The following is a 17,990-nucleotide window of genomic DNA, read 5'->3' on the forward strand; positions in this document are numbered from 1 at the left end:
GGCGTTGTCGTCGGGCGCGATACCGCCGGTATCGCTTCCTCCTCCGCCTTGCCAGCGACACGACCGCGACCCGTCAGTGGAGGGCGTGGTGCGCGACCCGGCGCTATTCGTTGTCGTTGCCGGTGCTCTGGCTGGCGTTGCCGGAGCGCTCGCCGGCCCAGGTCCAGTTCGCGACCTCGGGGATGTCCTCGCCGTGCTCGCGGGTGTAGGCGCGGGCGCGGATGCGGGCGTCCTGCATCTCCTGGCGGAGACCGGCGGCGCGGGCGCCGAGGCCGGGGGTCCGGTCGATGACGTCGATCACCAGCGAGTAGCGGTCGAGGTCGTTGAGCATCACCATGTCGAACGGAGTGGTGGTGGTGCCGTTCTCCTTGTACCCGCGCACGTGCAGGTTGCCGTGGCCGGTCCGCTTGTAGGTCAGTCGGTGGATGAGCCACGGATAGCCGTGGTACGCGAACACGATCGGGCGGTCGGGGGTGAAGACCGCATCGAACTCGCGGTCGGAGAGGCCGTGCGGGTGCTCCGACTCCGACATCAGGCGCATCAGATCGACCACGTTGACCGTGCGGATCGCGAGGTCCGGCAGCGTCTCGCGGAGGATGCTCACCGCCGCGAGGGTCTCGAGGGTCGGCACGTCGCCCGCGCAGGCGAGCACGACGTCCGGGGACTCGCCCTGCCGCTCGCTGCTCGCCCACTCCAGGATGCCGAGTCCGCGCGTGCAGTGGGCGACCGCCTCCGCCATCGTGAGCCACTGGGGCGAGGGCTGCTTCCCGGCGACGACCACGTTGACGTAGTCGACGCTCCGGAGGCAGTGGTCGTAGGTCGAGAGGAGCGTGTTCGCGTCGAAGGGCAGGTAGACGCGCACGACCTCGGGCTTCTTGTTGACGACGTGGTCGATGAAGCCGGGGTCCTGGTGGCTGAAGCCGTTGTGGTCCTGGCGCCAGACGTGGCTCGAGAGCAGGTAGTTGAGGCTCGCGATCGGGCGGCGCCACTCGATGTCGCGGGTGCCGTCCAGCCACTTCGCGTGCTGGTTGAACATCGAGTCGATGATGTGGATGAACGCCTCGTAGCAGGTGAAGAGCCCGTGGCGGCCGGTGAGCAGGTAGCCCTCCAGCCAGCCCTGGCACTGGTGCTCCGAGAGCACCTCCATGACCCGCCCGGCGCGGGCCAGGTGGTCGTCGAGGGGGCTGAGCTCGGCGTCCCACTGCTTGTCGGTGGCGGCGTAGACGGACTGCAGCCGGTTGCTCGCGACCTCGTCCGGCCCGAAGAGGCGGAAGTTGGTCGGGTTGGCGCGGATGACGTCGGCGAGCCATTCGCCGAGCACCTTCGTCGCCTCCGCGACGGTGCCACCCGGCTGCTCCACGACGACCTCGTAGCGGCGGAAGTCGGGCAGGTCGAGAGTCTGCCGCAGCAGCCCGCCGTTCGCGTGCGGGGTCGCGCTCATCCGCAGCTCGCCCTCGGGAGCCAGCGAGCGGACGCGGTCGGCCACGCCGCCGTCCTCTGTGAAGAGCTCCTCGGGGCGGTAGGAGCGGAGCCAGTCCTCGAGGAGGCGGGTGTGCGCCTCGGTGTCGCGGGCGTTGGGCAGCGGGACCTGGTGCGAGCGGTAGGTGCCCTCCACCTGGACGCCGTCGATCTCGGTCGGGCAGGTCCAGCCCTTCGGGGTCTTCAGCACGATCATCGGCCAGGCCGGGCGTGAGAGGTCGCCGGCGGCGGCGCGCTCCTTGATCGCCGCGATGCGGTCGAGCACCGTGTCCAGGACGTCGGCGAACCGCTCGTGCACGCGCATCGGGTCCTCGCCGTCGAAGCCGCCCTCGACGAGGAACGGCTCGTGGCCGTACCCGCGGAGGAGGCTGTCGAGCTCCTCCTGCGGGATGCGGGCGAGGACGGTCGGGTTCGCGATCTTCCAGCCGTTGAGGTGCAGGATCGGCAGGACGACGCCGTCGGTGAGCGGGTTCACGAACTTGTTGGAGTGCCAGCTGGTGGCGAGCGGGCCGGTCTCGGCCTCGCCGTCGCCGACGACCGCCGCGACCAGGAGGTCCGGGTTGTCGAAGGCCGCTCCGTACGCGTGGCTCAGCGCGTACCCGAGCTCTCCGCCCTCGTGGATGCTGCCCGGGGTCTCGGGGGCGGCGTGGCTGGGGATGCCCCCGGGGAAGCTGAACTGGCGGAAGAGGCGGCGCAGCCCCTCCTCCGACTCGTCGATGTGGGAGTAGATCTCGCTGTAGGTGCCGTCGAGGTAGGCGTTGGCGACCATGCCCGGTCCGCCGTGGCCGGGACCGGTGATGTAGAGGGTCGGCTGGCGGCGCTCGCGGATCGCGCGGTTCAGGTGCGCGTAGATCAGGTTGAGGCCGGGGGTGGTGCCCCAGTGGCCGAGCAGGCGGGGCTTGATGTCCTCGCGGCTCAACGGGGTCTTCAGGAGCGGGTTCGCGAGCAGGTAGATCTGCCCGACCGCGAGGTAGTTCGCGGCGCGCCACCAGGCGTCGACCGTGTCGAGAGTGTCCTGGGTCAGCTCGGCGTCGGCGGGTCGCGCGATCCAGCTGTGCTCGGGGACGGGCAGGAGAGACGGAGCGGGGGAGTCGGCCATGTGCCCACGCTGGCATCCGGACGCCCGGGGCGGAAGGGCCTTGCAGGCCCGGCTCCGGAGGGGGTCAGCCGCGCGGCGTCGCCCGGCGGAGGACCAGCGAGCCGACCGCCGTCAGGAGCGCGGCGGGGACGAGGAGCAGAGCGGCGGCTCCGGCGGTGCCCGCGCTCTCGAGGACGTCCACCACGACCGGCCGGCCCCCGGCGAGAGCGACGACGACGACCACCGCGAGTGCCACCGCTCCGAGGGCGAGGAGGAAGGCCGTCACTCCGCGCTCCCGCCAGCGGAGGAAGACCGCGCCCGCTGCTCCGCCGAGGGCGAAGGCGGCGAGGAGCGAGCAGAGCAGGACGACGAAGCGCTCGAGCCACGGGCCGTCGAGGGGAGAGGCGAGGAAGAGCGCGCCGCCCAGCCACCAGCCCCCGGTCGCCTCCTCGATCGCCCCGAGGGCCACGACGATCGCGGACCAGAGCACGGACAGTGCCGCGAAGGCGAGGGCGCTGCCGAGGACGTGGTCGCGCCGGGTCGCTCCGTAGCTCAGCGCCAGCCCGAAGGTGGCGGTCGTGGCCTGGATGGAGCCGATGAAGAGGAAGACGACGATCAGCATCCCCGGCCCCACGAGGAGGATGCCGGAGTCACCGCCGCCCCGCTCGGCCCCGATCCCGCGGAGGACGAGCCACCAGATCACGAGGTTGCCGGCGAGGACGGCGAGCAGGACGAGCAGCGGCCAGCCGAGGACCGTCCCGGGGTGGGCGAGGTGGAGCCTCAGAACGGAGAGGATCCTCCGCGAGGAGGCGGAGCGGCGAGCGGGGGCGGTCATGGTCGGTCCTCTCGGATCGGGGGCGGTGGTGTCAGCTGCTGCGCGGGGTGGCGCGGCGGAGGATCGCCCAGCCCGCGACTCCGGCGATCGCGGTCGGGATGAGCGAGAGGGCGTAGCCGCCCGCGTATCCGACGCTGCCGAAGAAGGAGCCGACGGCGGGCCAGTTCTCGGTGAGCGTGAGGAGGGTGATCACGGCCAGCAGGAGGGCGCCGAGGATCCCGAAGAAGAGCAGCATCCCGCGCTGGCGCCAGCGCACGTAGACCGCCGCCGTCGCCGCTCCGATGAAGAAGAAGAAGAGCAGGGCGCAGAGCACCGCGACAGCCTGCTCGCCCACGGAGTCCCCGCCGAAGTAGATCGAGCGGAAGAAGCTGCCGCCGAAGCCCCAGCCGTCGGTCGCCCGCTCCACGATCCCGAGGACCACGAAGACGCCGGTGTAGAAGACCGAGAGGGCGACGAAGGTGAGGGCCGTGCCGAGGGAGAAGTCGCGGCGGGTGGCGCCGTAGCCGAGGGCGAGGCCGAAGGTGACGTTCACCGACTGGACGGCCACGACCATCATGTAGACGAAGAGGAAGAAGGACGCGCCGGAGTAGGTCATCCCCTCCTGCGCCTCGAGGCGCTCGCCGGAGTCGAGCCCGCGGAGGATCAGCCACCAGACGACCAGGTTGCCCGCCAGGATGACGGCCGTGATGATCAGCGGCGTGTAGAGGATGGTGGCGGGGTTCGCGAAATGCAGGCGGACGATGCTGCCGAGGCGGCCGGCGGCGGTGTCGTGGCGCGCGGGGGCGCCGGTGAGGGCGGTCATTCCGAGGCCTTCCCGGTGGTGAGCTGGACGACGAGCTGCTGGAGGGGGACGGACTCGAGCTCGAGCCCGTGGCGGGCGGCGGAGGCGCGGCCGGCGTCGTCGAGCCGGGGGAGCGTGGCCGAGGCGCGGCTGCCGAGAGCGGAGCGGGCGATGACCTCGCGTCCGGCGGTGAACGACTCGACGGCCTGCCGGGGTCCGATGACCGTTGCCGCAGCACCCCGCAGCTCCTCCGCGTCACTGTCGACGACGAGGCGGCCCTGATCGATGACGAGGACGTGCTCGAGCAGGCTGCTGACCTCGTCGATGAGGTGGGTGGAGAGGACGACCGTGCGCGGGTGCTCGGCGAAGTCCTGGAGGAGGCGGTCGTAGAACAGCTGCCGGGCGACGGCGTCCAGCCCCAGGTACGGCTCGTCGAAGAACGTGAGCGGGGCGCGGGAGGCGAGACCGACGATCACTCCGATCGCCGAGAGCTGTCCGCGGGAGAGCTTCTTGATCTTGCGGTCGACCGGGAGGCGGAAGTCCTCGACGAGCTCGCGGGCGAACGCCTCGTCCCAGCCGTCGAAGAACCAGGGAGCGCTGCGCAGGACGTGCTTCACCTTGAAGTCGTCGGGGTACTTCTGGCTCTCCTTGATGAAGCAGGTGCGGGAGAGGACGGCGGCGTTCTCCACAGGTGACTGCCCGAAGACGCGGATCTCGCCCGAGCTGGCGAACTCCTGGCCGGTAAGCAGCGACATCAGCGTCGTCTTGCCCGCGCCGTTGCGGCCGAGGAGGCCGTGGATGCGGTTCTCCTCCAGCGCGAAGCCGATGCCGTCGACGGCGCGCATGCGTCCGTAGTGCTTGGTGAGGTCGTGGACCTCGATGACCGCGCTCATCGCGATCCCCCTTCTGTGATCATGTCGGCGAGCTGCTCGGTGCTGAGGCCGAGCTTGGCGGCCTCGGCGAGCAGCGGAGCGACGAACTGGTCGCGGAACTGCGTGCGGCGCTTCTCGACCAGCCGGTCGCGCGCCCCCTCGGCGACGAACATGCCGATCCCCCTCTTCTTGTAGAGCACCCCGTCGTCGACGAGCAGGTTCACGCCCTTGCCGGCGGTGGCCGGATTGATGCGGTGGAACGCGGCGAACTCGTTGGTCGACGGGACCTGCGACTCCTCCGGCAGTGCGCCGTCGATGATGTCGTTCTCGATCTGCTCGGCGATCTGCAGGAAGAGCGGGCGGGAGTCGTCCACGCGGGCTCCTTCGGTGCTGGGTTGGGTGGTTAGTTGGTGTTGTAACTAACCATGGAGGCGGGAGGCCTTCGTGTCAAGAGGGGTGTGCCGCGCAGTCGCCGCGACGAGGGCCGTGGCGTGCTTCGCTGGCGTTGTGGTGGGGCCCTGTCGTCGCTTCGCGGGGGGCGGGGCACGGCGGGTACACTGGCTCGGCCGGCCTCTGTAGCTCAATGGAAGAGCGACTCCGTCCTAAGGAGCAGGTTGGGGGTTCGAGTCCCTCCAGGGGCACCACAGTGTCGTCACCAAGACCCTTGCCAGAGAAAAACGCCGAGACGGCGCCGATCTCGGCTTCCAGGAAGCTGGTGAGGTTCCGAGCACCACTCTTTCGAGTGGTGCGAGCTGAACGGCGGTTGAGGCGATCGCGGCGAAGGGCTCGTTCAACTCGACGGTGACGGTCTCGTCCGCGTGAACGAGAACACGCGCGAGGAAGACTTGATTGGAGAGCCTCTTCAGGTGGTCGGGTGCCACGCCGTAAGCGCTCGCACACTCGGCGGTCGACGCACGCCGGGCGAACGGCCCTGATAGTGGCTGGTCCTGCGTGCGGCAGCTTCGGTGCCCCGGGCCGCCGGCCCTTGCTGCCGCCCGTGTCGGGAAGCAGGGCCTGCGCTAGCGTCGCTCCATGACCACACGTGAGTTGCGCGACGAACTCGCCGCGTTCGTCGCCGAGCGGGAGTGGGCGCAGTTCCACTCGGAGGAGAATCTGGCGAAGAGCATCGCCATCGAGGCGGGGGAACTGCTCGAATGCTTCCAGTGGGGCCACGACGCCGACCGGGATGCCGTCCGATCCGAGCTGGCGGACGTCCTCACCTATTGCCTGCTGCTCGCCGACAGGATCGGCGCCGACCCCGAGGACCTGGTGCGGTCGAAGCTCATGCGGACGCGCGAGAAGTACCCGGTGGACAGGGCTCGGGGAAGCAGCGCCCGGTATGACGCCCTCTGACATCGAGCGGATCGTCTTCGACGGGCCGTCCGTCAAGGCCTGGGCGATGACGGACGACCGCCGCTCGAACTGGCCGGTCGTCTACGTCCTGGACGAGGGCAAGCGCCGCGCGAGGCGGCTCCCGCGGGTCTACGTCGGAGAGACGAGGAGCGCGGCGAGCCGGCTGCGGCAGCACCTGGGCTCGGTCGACAAGGTCGACCTCCAGACGGCGCGCGTGATCGTCGATCCGAGGTTCAACAAGTCGGTCTGCCTCGATCTCGAGTCCTTCCTGATCAAGCTGCTCTTCGCGGAAGGTCGATTCGCTGTCCTCAATCGCAACGAGGGGATCGTCGACTCCGACTACTACGACCGGGCGGCCTACCAGGACCGTTTCGCCGAGATCTTCGAGCAGCTGCGCCTGGAAGGCCTGTTCACGCGGAGCATCGCCGAGATCGAGAACAGCGACCTCTTCAAACTGTCGCCCTTCAAGACGCTCACCTCCGAGCAGGCGGCGGCGGTCGTCGGAATCGTCGACGCGCTCGTCGAGGACCTCGGGAAGCAGACACAGTCCACGTCGATCGTTCAGGGGGAGCCGGGGACGGGCAAGACGATCGTCGCTGTCTACCTCCTCAAGCTCCTCGCGGACGTCCGGCTGTTCGCTGAGAGGATCGACAGAGCGGAGGAGGCTCCCGGCGAGGACCGGCTGGACGACCTCGTCGAGGGCGACTCCGTCTTCTCGGACTTCTTCTTCGCCGACACCCGCGAACTGCTGCGCGGGCTGCGCATCGGGATCGTCGTGCCGCAGCAGTCTCTGCGCTCCTCGATCAAGAAGGTCTTCGCCAAGACCACAGGGCTCGACGAGAAGATGGTGCTCACTCCCTTCCAGGTCGGTGAGGACCCGGGACGCTGGGACCTCCTCGTCGTCGACGAGTCGCACCGCCTCAACCAGCGGGCCAACCAGCCGTCGGGCTCCCTCAACAAGAAGTTCACGGACATCACCACTGCGCTGTTCGGCTCCGACGATCACGCACGGACTCAGCTCGACTGGATCCGCGCGAAGAGCGATCACCAGATCCTCCTTCTCGACGCGGCGCAGTCGGTCCGACCGGCAGACCTTCCGCGGCCCGCGATCGACGCGTTGATCCGATCCGCCCAGGAGGACGGCCGCCTGCACCGTCTGACCTCGCAGATGCGGGTGCGCGCCGGAACGGACTACGTCGGCTGGGTGCGCGCCGTCCTCGATCCGACGGCAGCAGACCTCCCCCTGCGACCGGACCTCGGGGAGTACGACCTCCGCTTCTACGACGACTTCGGAGCCCTGCGGAGCGACCTGCGGCAGCGGGAGGAGGAGAGCGGTCTGGCGCGGCTGGTCGCCGGCTACGCGTGGCGCTGGACGTCGCGGAAGGATCCGTCAGCCGCCGACATCGAGATCCAGGGAGAGCGGCTCCGCTGGAACAGCACGCAGGTCGACTGGATCGCGTCGCCCGGCTCCGCCGATGAGATGGGCTCGATCCACACCGTGCAGGGGTACGACCTGAACTACGCGGGCGTTGTCATCGGCCCGGACCTGAGGTGGGACAGCGAGAAGGGCCGGCTGAGGGTCTCCCGCTCGGATTACCACGACAAGAAGGGCAAGGAGAACAACCCGGGACGGATGGGCCGCGATTACACCGACGACGAGCTCCTGCAGTACATCGTCAACATCTACGCAGTGCTGCTGACCCGCGGGATGCTCGGCACGTACGTGTACGTCTGCGACGACGCCCTCCGGGAACGACTCCGGACGGCCTTCGGCCGACCGCTCACGGCCTTCTGAGGGCGTCTCGCGGGCCTTCGCTCAGGCGGCGCCGCCATGATCGAGGCTGGTACTCGACGGAAGGTTCTCTGTGAGCATGTTCAAGCGCGTTCTCGGCATGGCGTCGAAGGCGCTCGATTCGAAGAGCGGCTCGGGGTCGTCCTCGAGCGGGACGACCGATTGGCGCGACCTGGTGCGCACCGCCGCCGACAAGGTGACGGGCGACTCGCGGAGCGGGCAGGCTCAGCCGCCCCAGCAGTACGGCTCGCCGCAGCGCCCCTCCGCGCGACCCCAGGACGCCCGGCCCGGGCAGCAGCCTGTGGTCACGCAGGAGGACCGCGCGGCGATCGCGCGCTACGACTACCTCCTCCGCACCGCCGACCCGGAGCAGCTCGAGCAGGTCCACCGCGACGCGTTCGCGAAGCTGACGCCGGCGCAGCGCACCCAGGTCGAGGCCCGGCTCCGCGACGAGCTGCCCGCGAACGAGCAGCCGCGGTCCTCCGCCCCCGACGACCTGGCGCGTGCGGCGACGCGGGGAGAGGCGAACAACCCGGGATTCCTCAAGAAGATGTTCTCGAAGCCGGGGACGCGCGGTACGCTCGCGGGCGCGGGCGTCGGAGCGGCGGCGGGCATCGGGCTCGGCGCGGCGGGCGGACTGCTCGCGGCGGTCGCAGGCGGTGCCGTGATCAGCAGCGTCGCCGGTCCTCTGCTCGCGCAGGCGTCCGGTCTCGGCGTGGACTTCGAGAACCTGGCCGGCGGATTCGGGGACCTGGGTGACTTCGGCGACATCACGGGCGGCGCGGGCGAGTTCGTCTCCGGCGCGGGCGAGCACGTGTCCGGGCTGGGGGAGCAGGTGTCCGAGTTCGGCTCGGACTTCCAGCTGCCGGGTCTCGGCGACCTCGGGAACCTCTTCGACCGCTAGGCGGTCCCGGCCGGAGCGCTCCGGCGGCGGAGGAACGGCGACGCGATCGCGAGCGCCGCTCCGACGACGAGCAGGACGGCGCCCACGATCGCGACGGCGGTCGTCGACCAGTTGGGGAGGTCGACGACCGTCGTGCCGTTGAGGAGCTTCCATTCACAGGCTGCGCCGAGCGGCCACCACGACCAGAAGCCGCGGACGAGCTCTCCCGCTTCGGGCGGGACACCGCCGAGGCTGACGCTGCAGACGTAGTCGAAGCCCTGACGGTCGATGTTCGCGTACTGCAGAGGCACGAGTGCGAGCGCGGCCGGGCCGGCGACGGCGAGGACGAGGCCGGCGATCAGGGCGAGACGGGCGGCCGTGAGGCGCTTCTTCACCGGTGTCGAGGCGGGGGCGGGCGGCGTCTCGGTCATCATCCGATGGTGTCATGAGCGCGGAAGGGCCGGGCGGGGGTGCGCAACTACGGCTGAGACGCGTGCATCGGTCTGATTCAGCGCTTCGCGAGAAAGTCAGCATCCGGTGCGCAAGAGTCGCCGGTGTGCTGGCGCGATCGGATGCCGTCACCAGCGTCCGCCGACCGCCCGCAGCGCGACGGCCAGCATCCCGGCCAGCGCCACCAGGACGGTCGCGATGACAAAGATCCCGGACGAGTAGCCCTCGACCATCAGCGGCAGCACTGCTCCGAGGACGGTCCCGACCTGCGTCACGGCCGTGTATGCGCTGGCGCCCGCGCCGACTCCGCCCCTGCTCGTTCGACCGAGCAGGACCAGGCCGGTGCTCTGAAAGCCGACGCCCACTACGGCGTAGAGCACCTGGGCCAGCAGCAGCACCGGATAGGTGGTCGCGAGGAGCAGGAGCGAGAACGATCCGACCCCGAAGAGGGCGATCACGACGAGGGTGACGGCGCTGCCGCGGGCCGCGCTGAGCCGACCGAGCAGAGGCAGCGCGGCCAACTCCAGTAGAGCCGATATCAGGAACAAAGGAGGCACCTCGGCAGGGCGGAGCCCGGACGAGACGGCGAACAGCGGCAGATAGATCCCCCGAAGGGTGTCGGCCGACTTGAGAAGCGCCACGAGGACGAGCGCAGTGAAGAACGCTCCGCTTCTCGCTCGAGGCGTTCCGACTTCTCCGCCATCGTGCTCGCGCGGGAACGCGCGTCCAGCGAATGGTCTGCAGGTCGCACCGATCATCGTGATGCCGCCGAACACGGAGGCGATCAAGAGAGGATCGAGCCCGAGCGCGGACACGGCCGAGTAGATGACGAGGCCGAGGATGTATCCGCCGACCGTCATCAGCCGAAGACGCGTGACCGCGGCGACCTGTTCGTCGTCACTCAGCTGCGCGGCGACGCGGCCGAAGATCTGCGGGACGATCGTGCTGACGAGGAGCAGGAGAACGCCGCTCAGCATGACGAGCACGAATGTACCTGCGGTCGCGCGGAGTGCAAGGAGGGCGACCGGGACGGCTGCGCAGGTCAGGACCAATGCGCTGCGCGGGTACCCGTGATGGCGAACTGTAGGGACGAGCAGGGTGTTGTAGACGATGGCGGCGGCCGCGTTGACGAGAAAGAACACGGCGATCTCGCCCTTTGAGTGACCGGCCGAGTCGAGGGAGACGGGAACGGCTACGCTCGTGAGGCCTCCGATGGTCGCGTTGCTCAGCAGGGTCAGGGCGACGGATTGTGGGACGCGAGCGCCAGACAGTGGTTCCTCCTTAGTCGCTGACCGGTCTAGTTGGCGCGGGCGGACGAAGGTGGATCCTCGATGTCGCCCGGGTCGTTGCGATCCGAAACTGATGCGCGCCACTGAATATCTCTCACCTAAAAGCCGTCCGACCCTATCCCCGCTGATTGAAATGCCGCGGCGAGACCGCGCCCCAGCAACAGGTCCTTCCCGCACCTCCGGGCCGTGGCCAGAAGATGCTCACCCCACACTGCAGCCAGGGGCGCCATCGCATCGCTCAGGTACACCATGTCGAATTCGCGTTCGGCGAAACCGCATCGGATCCCGATCGCGTTGAGATTGACCGGTCGCCGTGCAGTCGACCAGCCGCTCGGATGTTCGGACGCAATGGGAAAACCCGGCCCGAGCGCGACGACGGACCGTGAATGAGCTACTTCAGACATCAGTCCGACGAAAAGCATCGATGTGTCGTTCGGATGCTGACGAAGGATCTGCAGGTCAGCTCGGCTGTTCGTTGAATCTCGAGCCCACCTCGCGACGCGCTCCCACTCGGGCTGCTCCAATTGCGCCAGGGGCCTGTTGCAGATGAAGAACTCGATTTCCATATCGACACATCGATCGGCCCACTGTTCCAGGTTAGCTCGATTGCTTCTTGCTTGTTCGGCTGTATTTTCGGAGATGCTCGGCAGTTCTACGCCCCACACGTCCTCTATCCAGTGAAGAGAAAGGCCCATCCGGCATAGCCTGTAGCCGAACTCCACATCTTCGACTCCATAAGTTGAGAAGCGCTCGTCGAAACCGCCCGCGGAGAAGAAATCCGATCGCGCCACTGCAATGTTCCGTCCCCAGTAGAAACGCCAGGGGACCGCCAGCGGAACCCGCCGGACATCGACATCCAACCACTTGTCCGATCTGTAATCAGCGTAGCCGGGCCGCGTAGCCATCTCCATGCGTCTTGTGCGCCAGTCCGGGCCGCTGACAAGAGAACGGAATGCACGGGCATCTTCGCCAGAGAAGTCCCAGCCGTAGGTCGGCCCTGCTGTACTGCGTTTACCGACTTCCACGTTCGCCGCATGGGACTGAATCAGGTTCTCGCCCGCGAGAGTGCCGCAATCGAGGAAGATCAGTGTTCTGCCCCGAGATGCTCGCGCGCCGAGATTCCTTACCGCGCTCAGGCGGAACCCGTCGTCTCGTTGGCGAGTGTATGAGATGTCAATCGCGTGTTCGAAGGCCTTGACGACCGCAACGGTATCGCTCGAAGAGCCGTCGTCTGCGACGATGACCTCATAGGTGAACGACGCCTCTTGTTGCGCTAATGTCGTCAGAGTTCTTCTCATCTCGTCAGGGCGGTCATAGGTCGGAACGACGACTGAAACCTCCGGAGAAACACCGTCTGCTTTCTGCGGGAAGATCAACGGTCCTGACATGCCTTCATCCTTTCTCGCGTACCTGGAGGCATCGCAGAGCCGGCCCTCATTGTACGTTGCGGACTGCACTCCGCGATGTCGCGGTAAAGGAGTGATCGCTTCACGTCAGTTCGCTTGTAACTTCGCAATTCGATGTGCGAGACCGTAGCAGGCTGTGCCCTTCGGCGACCAGAGTGTGGCGCGCGTGGCACCCCTCGGGTCGTGAACACCGTGCGCACGCGCAGACGTGGCGCCAAGGCTCGCCCGCTGTCCAGCTCTCACAGCGCCAGGCGCGGCGAGTGTCATTTCGTGCCAGTCGTCGGCGTGGATGGCTGTGGGATATATGTTCATCATCACATCGAACCGACGAAGACCCACACGAAGAGGTGCGGAGTGATTTATCTCGATTCTGCGGCCACGTCTTTTCCCAAGGAGCATCATTTTTCCCAAGGAGCATCATGTAGTGGACGCCATGAAATCCTATGCTGAACGTGGAACAAGCCCAGGCAGGTCGGGGCACCGGCTATCCGCTTGGGCTGAGGGCCAAGTCTGGGCAGCTCGTGAGTCGCTAGCAGATCTGGTCAAATGCATCGATCCGGAGCGGGTGACCTTCTCGCTGAATGCAACGATGTCTCTCAATGCGGTTGTGCACCACCTGGGCTCGATCGGGGGCCGCGTCCTGACGTCCGCTTTCGAACACAATTCAGTGGTTCGGCCACTTCATGCAGCGGCGCAGGAGGGTTCGGTCAGGCATGAGATCATTCCGCCCTCGACCAGCGGACCGTTCGATCTCGATCGACTGCAGGAGCAACTGCTTGCCGGCGGAGTCGCCGGGGTCATTGTCACCTGGGCCTCCAACGTCTCCGGTTCAGTGCTTCCGATCCGTGAAATCTCTGAAATCTGCAGAGAGGCCGGTGTTTTCATCGCCGTGGATGGGGCGCAGGCGCTTGGGTACCTTGATGTCGACGCGGGTCTTGCGGACGTGCTGGTGTTCGCTGGGCACAAGGGTTTGGGGGGACCTTTGGGTGTTGGTGGCGCTGTTGTCGGAGAAGGTGTCCGGTTGTCGCCTTTCGTCACCGGCGGATCGGGTGGACGTTCTGAAAGTCGGGATCATCCCTGCTGGCTGCCCTGGTCGCAAGAGGCGGGAACACAGAATGGGATCGGAATCGCCGGGTTAGGTGCGGCTCTGAGGCTGTTGGACGGGGCCGAGATCGCCAGAAGGCGGCGTCGAGCAACCGATTTGCGAGAACGATTCGTTACTGGTCTCAGTGGTGGTGGCGCGGTCACCCTCATCGAATCGCCCAGCGCCGAAGAACCTGTCGGAGTGGTGTCGTTCCGGATGAACCGTGTGACCCCGAGTGTTGCTGCTTCGCTCCTCGAAGAACGCTTCGACATTCTCGTTCGCGCCGGACTGCATTGCTCTCCTCTGGCCCACGAGACTCTCGGCACAGGCGATGGCGGGACTGTCCGGGTGAGTTTCGGGCCGAGAACTACGACAAATGAGGTCGATCTAGCACTTGCCGCAGTCCAGTCCATCTCATCGAGTTCGAGCGAAAGGAAATGATGAAGAATGTCGGTCACCTGGGACCCCGAATGCGTCTTCTGCAGGTCGAATCCGCGTCGAGTGTGGGAGGAAGACGGACTCGCGGTCTGTTCTGATCCAGCTCCCCTTCGGCAGGGTCACCTCCTCATCTACACAACCGAGCACTATCCATCGGCCGCAGACATGGATGCGCAGGCGGCAGAGCGGCTCGACGCATTGGAGGCCGACCTCGGTAAGCGCATCTGTGCAGAGTTCGGGGACTACGTTCTGTTCGAGCACGGGCGTACCGGTCACTGTCTTCGAAGTCGTCCTGGAGAGCGCCTCTGTCATCACATGCACGTCCACATGATCCCCGGCGCCCTAGACCTGCGGGGCTATGCAGGAATAGCGCAAGAGATCGAGATCTCATCATGGCGAGACGTCCTAGCCCTTGGTAGCGATGTCGATGGCTACGTTGTCATCGGCAATGCGCACGAAAAGGTCGTCACGCCATTGACGCGCTCTCTTCCTCCGCATCACCTGCGTACGGTGATCGCGCGAGCGAACGCAACTCCAGATCTCGCCGACTGGGAACTCGCTCTCGCGGGAGAAGAGGTGGGCCTGGTCGCCGCTGCATCGCATTCGACTGTCGTCGCGCTCGTTGAGAATTTTCGGTTTGCGAGGGCGACATGAAGCGCCCCGTTGTACTGCATGTCTCGTGGGGAAGGGGGACCGGCCACGTCACGCGCCTGGTAGCCATAGGTCGGGCTTTTCACTCCGCGGGTTGGGACTGTGTTCTACTCGGTCGGCAGAATGCGGTGCACGATCGATTGGTCTCGAAGGCGGGAATCTTCACGACAGCCTATTACCGCGAAGGTGTCGCAGACATCGACCCATGGGCAGAATGGGGAGATCCTGGCGTGTTCGATAAAGCAGTCGTTGCTGACGTCGCTGTGCTCCAGCGGTTCAGGCCGGACCGGGTGATCAACGATAACCGATTGTCGATGATCGTAGCTTGCGCTTCGCTCTCCATCCCGATCGTCACGCTATGCCAAGACAATCAGCTCGTCGGCTACCGCTATCAGGGCGAGGGAGTGTCCGAGATCTGGACCGGACCGCTCATGGCGGTCAACGAGGCTCTTGGGCGGCGAGGGCTTCCCCTGGTCGATCGAGATGTTCGAGAACTGTTCGAACGCGGGCTGATCGCAATACCGAGTGCGCCGAGTCTTGACGTAATGGAGAGCCGCGTCGGTATGAGAGAAGTGGTTTTCACTGGCGTTCTCGGACCGGTCAAAGCGGGTCTGCATGGATCCGGGTTGCTGTTCTATCGGACGGTAGGAGGAATCGACTCGGAGTTCCTGCACGCTTTCGAGAACTGGGAAGGAGAAATCTATGTGGCGACCGGAGACCAGGCGTCAGCGGATTCGTATCGACATGTCCCGGACGCCATCCACGTCGCGGCTCTCTGGGATCTCGAAGAAGTGTTTCCGGAGCTGGCTGCCGTCGTGCATCACGGAGGACATGGAATCGCGACGACGTGCGTGGCATCAGGGGTGCCAGCCGTCATTCTTCCAGGTCACAATCCGGAGAGGCGTTCGAACGGGTATCGGGTGGAGTTGTCGGGGTGGGGGAAGGTGCTCGGTCCACTTTCAGCGGAGGGTACTCGATGGGGCCCGGCCGTCGATGTGACCGGAGACCGTCCTCCGTGGAGCGATGTCCGTGGTGCAGTCGACGCTCTCCGGGCCCCCGACGTCGACGCGGGCGGGTCCGTCGCGTCAGCATCAGAGCTCGTCCGGCTGCTGACATGACGAGGGAGAAGCTCGTCCGAGACGGTGTACCGGCACTGCTTTGGGGTCTCGGTGTCGACGCGCGCTTCAGATCCGTCGATGCCGGCGAGCGGCGGGCCTGGCTCCTGGCGAAGCTGAAGGAGGAATGCGACGAGGTCCTGGCTGCCCCGTCCGTCGAAGAGCTGGCGGACGTCGCGGAAGTCCTGCATGCGCTCGCGTCGGAGCTCGGAGTGGCCTGGAGCGAGGTCGAAGCGGTGCGCGAGAGGAAAGGAGCGGACCGCGGAGTGTTCGACGCCGGAGTCGTGATGCGACTCTCCGAGTAGCACTCTGCTCGCGCGGCGGCGTCGTACCCTCGACTGCATGGGGTTCGTCTTCTCGCTGGTGATCATCGTCCTGACCGTGCTCGCGCTGGTCGACGTCGTACGGCAGCCGGACAACGTGATCAAGAACCTGCCCAAGATCGTGTGGATCCTGCTGATCTTCTTCCTCCCGCTCATCGGCGTCTCGCTGTGGTTCCTGCTCGGGCACGACTGGAAGCGCGGCGACGGCGGATCCTTCGTGCCGGGCGGCCGAGTGCCCCGCCGCCGGAAGCAGGCGCCGCCGACGGTGGTGGTGCGGCCCGCTCCGAAGAGCACCGAGGAGCAGCTCGCCGACCTCGAGCGCGAGGAGGCGCACTACGCGCGGCTCGCGGAGGAGCAGCGTCGCCGTCGCGAGGGGGAGCGGCCGCTCGACGCGTGAGCGGACGCTCCGGAGGCCGCTACTTCGAGAAGTTCGACGCCGCCCACTGGATCGAGGCGATCTTCGCCTGACCCGCGACGCTCGGGTGGAAGTAGTCGGTGGTCCCGATCAGGCCCTTGGTGACGGGGGTCGCGGTGAGCGCTCCGCCGTCCCAGTCGCAGAGCTGACCGGCGGCGCTGCACGCCGTCTGCAGCGCGGTGTTGTACTGCGTCGTCCGCGTCTTCGCGGCAGCGGCGGAGGCGGCAGCGGTGGTGCTGCTGAGCCTGCGGCCGGTGGAGCTGACGCCGCGCGTGGTCCGGCAGAGGTCGCCGCCCGCCCAGACGAGCGCGCCGACTCCGGTCTTCACGACCGACCACTCGGAGGCCACGTTCGGCATCGACGAGAGGACGATGCGGGCGGAGGGCCACGTGGTGCGGATCTTCGTGATCGCGGCGGAGGCTCCGGTGCGGAACGTGCTCGCCGGCGTCATCGTGTAGCCGTCGGAGGCGACGCGGTTGTCGGGAGAGCAGAGGTCGTTGCCGCCGATGAGCAGGGTGACGACGTCCGGCCGCACGCCGGCGGCGACCGCGGCGTCGATCCGCGAGGGGACCTGCGCGACGACGTCGCCGGTGGTGGCGAAGTTCGCGGTCGTGACGGTGGTGCCGGGGAGCGCGGTCCGCAGGCGCGAGGCGAAGGAGTTCACCGAGGAGCTGGTGCCGGTGGACCAGTTGTTGCGGGGGCAGTCCGCGAAGGAGCCGCAGGTCCCGTAGGCCTGGGTGATGGAGTCGCCGAGGCTCAGCACCGAGAGGGTGGCGGGAGTGGCGGCGGCGGCGGCCTGCGCCGGGAGCAGCGCGGCGGCGAGGGCGAGCGCGGCTCCGACGGCGAGGGCGCGGACGCGGACGCTCGGGGTCGGCGGGCGGGAGAGGGAGAGGCTCATGGGGGACCGTTCTCGAGGGGGAGGACGGTGGGGGAGCCGTCGGTGCTGACGCTAGGGGAGCGGCGCCCCGGATGACCCCGAACGGATGACCCCAGAACGGGCCGGATGTGCGCGACGGCAGCGGATCCGGTCGTCCGGCGGGCGGAACCGTCTGGAAGGCGAGCGTCCTCTCAGCCGCCTGCCACAGGCACGATCCGCAGCCGGCTCATCGCCCAGACCAGCGCCCCCGACGCGAGGAACGCGACCGCGATCCCGACGACGAACACCGACACCTGCCCGTACCCGGTCGCGGGATCCAGGAACGGATAGGGCACCCAGCCGTCCGTCGCTCCGCGGATCAGCACCACGACGAGCCAGACGATCGGGTAGACCACGACCAGCCAGAGCCTGCGCCACGGCAGCGGAGGGCGATCCGCGAGCAGCAGCCAGTCGAGCAGTCCGTAGACGGGGAACAGCACGTGCATGACGGTGTTGGCCCACGGCAGCGCCACTCCGCCCGCCACATCGGTGAGGAGGGTGTTGTAGACGAGGCCGACGACGATGATGTACCCGGTGAAGGCACCCCGCACCAGTAGGAGCCCGCCGGGCGCGGGACGGCGGCGGAGCGCGAGCACGGCGGTGGCTCCGAGCACGACGGCCAGCACGATGTTGCTCTGGATGGTGAAGAAGCCGAAGAAGTTGAACGGGTTCAGCGGCGTCCGAGAGGCGGTGTCGACGGCCGTCGCGATCACGGCCACCAGAACGGCGGCGGCCACGAGGAGGCGGAGGAGCGCGACCGGCACGCGGGCCGACTCCGCCCGGGAGGAGGGAGCGGGCGGCGTCATCGCTCGAGCGTAGCGCCGGAGCGC

At 67.5% G+C, this 17,990-nt stretch carries 18 protein-coding genes and 1 tRNA gene; 9 read left to right on the plus strand and 10 right to left on the minus strand.

Going from position 1 to position 17,990, the window contains the following annotated elements:
• Positions 1–103: 103 nt before the first annotated feature.
• From C5C56_RS01950 to C5C56_RS01970, 5 genes are all read right to left on the minus strand, one after another.
• Positions 104–2,578, minus strand: coding sequence for a phosphoketolase (locus C5C56_RS01950; protein ID WP_104319027.1), 2,475 nt, complete (start codon positions 2,576–2,578; stop codon positions 104–106).
• Positions 2,579–2,642: 64 nt separating this feature from the next.
• Positions 2,643–3,392, minus strand: coding sequence for a hypothetical protein (locus tag C5C56_RS01955; protein WP_104319028.1), 750 nt, complete (start codon positions 3,390–3,392; stop codon positions 2,643–2,645).
• Between the two features lie 31 nt (positions 3,393–3,423).
• The gene (locus C5C56_RS01960; RefSeq protein ID WP_104233881.1) at positions 3,424–4,194 is read right to left on the minus strand and encodes an ABC transporter permease; all 771 of its coding nucleotides are present in this window, start codon (positions 4,192–4,194) and stop codon (positions 3,424–3,426) included.
• Entirely contained in the window at positions 4,191–5,066 is an 876-nt protein-coding gene (locus tag C5C56_RS01965; RefSeq protein ID WP_104224612.1) for an ABC transporter ATP-binding protein, read from the minus strand. The genes C5C56_RS01960 and C5C56_RS01965 overlap by 4 nt, the downstream gene beginning before the upstream one ends.
• The gene (locus C5C56_RS01970; protein ID WP_104224613.1) at positions 5,063–5,419 is read right to left on the minus strand and encodes a GntR family transcriptional regulator; all 357 of its coding nucleotides are present in this window, start codon (positions 5,417–5,419) and stop codon (positions 5,063–5,065) included. Before C5C56_RS01970 ends, C5C56_RS01965 begins: the two co-directional genes overlap by 4 nt.
• Positions 5,420–5,614: 195 nt before the next feature.
• Here C5C56_RS01970 and C5C56_RS01975 point away from each other — a divergent pair.
• The 4 genes from C5C56_RS01975 to C5C56_RS01990 all read left to right on the plus strand — a co-directional run bounded on the left by C5C56_RS01975 (position 5,615) and on the right by C5C56_RS01990 (position 9,094).
• Positions 5,615–5,689, plus strand: a tRNA-Arg gene (locus tag C5C56_RS01975).
• Between the two features lie 388 nt (positions 5,690–6,077).
• On the plus strand, positions 6,078–6,398 hold the full coding sequence (locus C5C56_RS01980) for a nucleotide pyrophosphohydrolase (RefSeq protein ID WP_104246730.1): 321 nt from the start codon (positions 6,078–6,080) through the stop codon (positions 6,396–6,398).
• On the plus strand, positions 6,385–8,193 hold the full coding sequence (locus tag C5C56_RS01985; protein ID WP_104319029.1) for a DUF2075 domain-containing protein: 1,809 nt from the start codon (positions 6,385–6,387) through the stop codon (positions 8,191–8,193). Before C5C56_RS01980 ends, C5C56_RS01985 begins: the two co-directional genes overlap by 14 nt.
• 76 nt (positions 8,194–8,269) lie before the next feature.
• Complete coding sequence (locus C5C56_RS01990; protein WP_258062356.1) at positions 8,270–9,094, plus strand: hypothetical protein; 825 nt, start codon at positions 8,270–8,272, stop codon at positions 9,092–9,094.
• Here the strand turns inward: C5C56_RS01990 and C5C56_RS01995 are convergent.
• From C5C56_RS01995 to C5C56_RS02005, 3 genes are all read right to left on the minus strand, one after another.
• Positions 9,091–9,504: a hypothetical protein gene (locus tag C5C56_RS01995; RefSeq protein WP_146086435.1), complete on the minus strand. Its 414-nt coding sequence runs from the start codon at positions 9,502–9,504 to the stop codon at positions 9,091–9,093. The genes C5C56_RS01990 and C5C56_RS01995 overlap by 4 nt on opposite strands.
• 147 nt (positions 9,505–9,651) lie before the next feature.
• Positions 9,652–10,665, minus strand: coding sequence for a hypothetical protein (locus tag C5C56_RS02000; protein ID WP_104226470.1), 1,014 nt, complete (start codon positions 10,663–10,665; stop codon positions 9,652–9,654).
• A gap of 245 nt (positions 10,666–10,910) precedes the next feature.
• The gene (locus tag C5C56_RS02005; RefSeq protein WP_104319031.1) at positions 10,911–12,200 is read right to left on the minus strand and encodes a glycosyltransferase; all 1,290 of its coding nucleotides are present in this window, start codon (positions 12,198–12,200) and stop codon (positions 10,911–10,913) included.
• A gap of 418 nt (positions 12,201–12,618) precedes the next feature.
• Here C5C56_RS02005 and C5C56_RS02010 point away from each other — a divergent pair, with 418 nt between their 5' ends.
• From C5C56_RS02010 to C5C56_RS02030, 5 genes are all read left to right on the plus strand, one after another.
• Positions 12,619–13,743 (plus strand): aminotransferase class V-fold PLP-dependent enzyme, encoded by a 1,125-nt coding sequence (locus C5C56_RS02010; protein WP_258065549.1) that lies wholly within the window; start codon positions 12,619–12,621, stop codon positions 13,741–13,743.
• Between the two features lie 162 nt (positions 13,744–13,905).
• On the plus strand, positions 13,906–14,394 hold the full coding sequence (locus C5C56_RS17445) for a hypothetical protein (protein ID WP_181137547.1): 489 nt from the start codon (positions 13,906–13,908) through the stop codon (positions 14,392–14,394).
• Between the two features lie 125 nt (positions 14,395–14,519).
• Positions 14,520–15,509: a glycosyltransferase gene (locus C5C56_RS17450; protein ID WP_146076538.1), complete on the plus strand. Its 990-nt coding sequence runs from the start codon at positions 14,520–14,522 to the stop codon at positions 15,507–15,509.
• The gene (locus C5C56_RS02025; RefSeq protein ID WP_104226465.1) at positions 15,506–15,811 is read left to right on the plus strand and encodes a nucleoside triphosphate pyrophosphohydrolase; all 306 of its coding nucleotides are present in this window, start codon (positions 15,506–15,508) and stop codon (positions 15,809–15,811) included. The genes C5C56_RS17450 and C5C56_RS02025 overlap by 4 nt, the downstream gene beginning before the upstream one ends.
• Positions 15,812–15,848: 37 nt before the next feature.
• Entirely contained in the window at positions 15,849–16,226 is a 378-nt protein-coding gene (locus C5C56_RS02030; RefSeq protein ID WP_104255426.1) for a PLD nuclease N-terminal domain-containing protein, read from the plus strand.
• A 19-nt stretch (positions 16,227–16,245) separates the two neighbouring features.
• Here the strand turns inward: C5C56_RS02030 and C5C56_RS02035 are convergent, their stop codons facing one another.
• Entirely contained in the window at positions 16,246–17,142 is an 897-nt protein-coding gene (locus tag C5C56_RS02035; protein WP_104319033.1) for a GDSL-type esterase/lipase family protein, read from the minus strand.
• Between the two features lie 170 nt (positions 17,143–17,312).
• Complete coding sequence (locus tag C5C56_RS02040) at positions 17,313–17,966, minus strand: Pr6Pr family membrane protein (RefSeq protein ID WP_104249443.1); 654 nt, start codon at positions 17,964–17,966, stop codon at positions 17,313–17,315.
• Between the last annotated feature and the right edge of the window lie 24 nt (positions 17,967–17,990).

This window comes from Rathayibacter sp. AY1D1 (assembly GCF_002932635.1).
Lineage (GTDB): Bacteria > Actinomycetota > Actinomycetes > Actinomycetales > Microbacteriaceae > Rathayibacter.

Bases quoted from the DNA above. Each gene is read 5' to 3' on its own strand.
- C5C56_RS01950 (WP_104319027.1), bottom strand. From the start codon at position 2,578: ATGGCCGACTCCCCCGCTCCGTCTCTCCTGCCCGTCCCCGAGCACAGC.
- C5C56_RS01955 (WP_104319028.1), bottom strand. From the start codon at position 3,392: ATGACCGCCCCCGCTCGCCGCTCCGCCTCCTCGCGGAGGATCCTCTCC.
- C5C56_RS01960 (WP_104233881.1), bottom strand. From the start codon at position 4,194: ATGACCGCCCTCACCGGCGCCCCCGCGCGCCACGACACCGCCGCCGGC.
- C5C56_RS01965 (WP_104224612.1), bottom strand. From the start codon at position 5,066: ATGAGCGCGGTCATCGAGGTCCACGACCTCACCAAGCACTACGGACGC.
- C5C56_RS01980 (WP_104246730.1), top strand. From the start codon at position 6,078: ATGACCACACGTGAGTTGCGCGACGAACTCGCCGCGTTCGTCGCCGAG.
- C5C56_RS01985 (WP_104319029.1), top strand. From the start codon at position 6,385: ATGACGCCCTCTGACATCGAGCGGATCGTCTTCGACGGGCCGTCCGTC.
- C5C56_RS01990 (WP_258062356.1), top strand. From the start codon at position 8,270: ATGTTCAAGCGCGTTCTCGGCATGGCGTCGAAGGCGCTCGATTCGAAG.
- C5C56_RS01995 (WP_146086435.1), bottom strand. From the start codon at position 9,504: ATGACCGAGACGCCGCCCGCCCCCGCCTCGACACCGGTGAAGAAGCGC.
- C5C56_RS02005 (WP_104319031.1), bottom strand. From the start codon at position 12,200: ATGTCAGGACCGTTGATCTTCCCGCAGAAAGCAGACGGTGTTTCTCCG.
- C5C56_RS17445 (WP_181137547.1), top strand. From the start codon at position 13,906: ATGGATGCGCAGGCGGCAGAGCGGCTCGACGCATTGGAGGCCGACCTC.
- C5C56_RS02025 (WP_104226465.1), top strand. From the start codon at position 15,506: ATGACGAGGGAGAAGCTCGTCCGAGACGGTGTACCGGCACTGCTTTGG.
- C5C56_RS02030 (WP_104255426.1), top strand. From the start codon at position 15,849: ATGGGGTTCGTCTTCTCGCTGGTGATCATCGTCCTGACCGTGCTCGCG.
- C5C56_RS02035 (WP_104319033.1), bottom strand. From the start codon at position 17,142: ATGAGCCTCTCCCTCTCCCGCCCGCCGACCCCGAGCGTCCGCGTCCGC.
- C5C56_RS02040 (WP_104249443.1), bottom strand. From the start codon at position 17,966: ATGACGCCGCCCGCTCCCTCCTCCCGGGCGGAGTCGGCCCGCGTGCCG.